Origin of the sequence: Ottowia thiooxydans DSM 14619, assembly GCF_000422885.1 — a bacterium.
GTDB lineage: Bacteria > Pseudomonadota > Gammaproteobacteria > Burkholderiales > Burkholderiaceae_C > Ottowia > Ottowia thiooxydans.
In genome coordinates, this window is sequence record NZ_KE383943.1 from 521,245 (window position 1) to 521,885 (window position 641).

Here is a 641-nt window from a genome sequence, read left to right on the forward strand (position 1 = left end):
GTGAGCTCACTGAGTACGGGTCTGAGCAATACCAATAGTTCGGTATCTAGCCTTAGTACTGGCGTCAGCTCGCTCAGCACTGGGTTGAGCAATACAAACTCCAGCGTTTCAAGCTTGAGCACTGGCGTTAGCTCACTCAGCACCGGGTTGAGCAACACGAACAGCTCCGTATCGTCGTTGAGCACCGGAGTGAGTTCGCTCAGCACAGGTCTGAGCAACACGAATAGTTCGGTGTCTAGCTTGAGCACAGGCGTCAGCTCACTCAGCACTGGGTTGAGCAATACGAACTCCAGCGTTTCAAGCTTGAGCACCGGCCTGAGCAACACGAATAGTTCAGTCTCATCGCTGAGTACCGGAGTGAGTTCACTCAGCACGGGTCTGAGCAATACGAACAGTTCAGTCTCGTCCTTGAGCACTGGCGTTAGCTCACTCAGTACAGGCCTTAGCAATACGAACTCCAGCGTTTCGAGCTTGAGCACGGGCTTGAGCAACACGAACAGTTCGGTATCCAGTTTGAGCACTGGCGTGAGTTCGCTGAGTACGGGTCTGAGCAATACCAACAGCTCTGTTTCGTCGCTGAGTACTGGCGTGAGTTCACTCAGCACCGGCCTGAGCAACACGAACAGCTCGGTGTCTAGCTT

At 53.7% G+C, this 641-nt stretch carries 1 protein-coding gene; it reads right to left on the bottom strand.

The window, feature by feature from the left end:
- Window positions 1-641, bottom strand: a 641-nt coding sequence (locus G518_RS40830; protein ID WP_036596677.1) for a hypothetical protein, incomplete at both ends; no start/stop codon positions are given.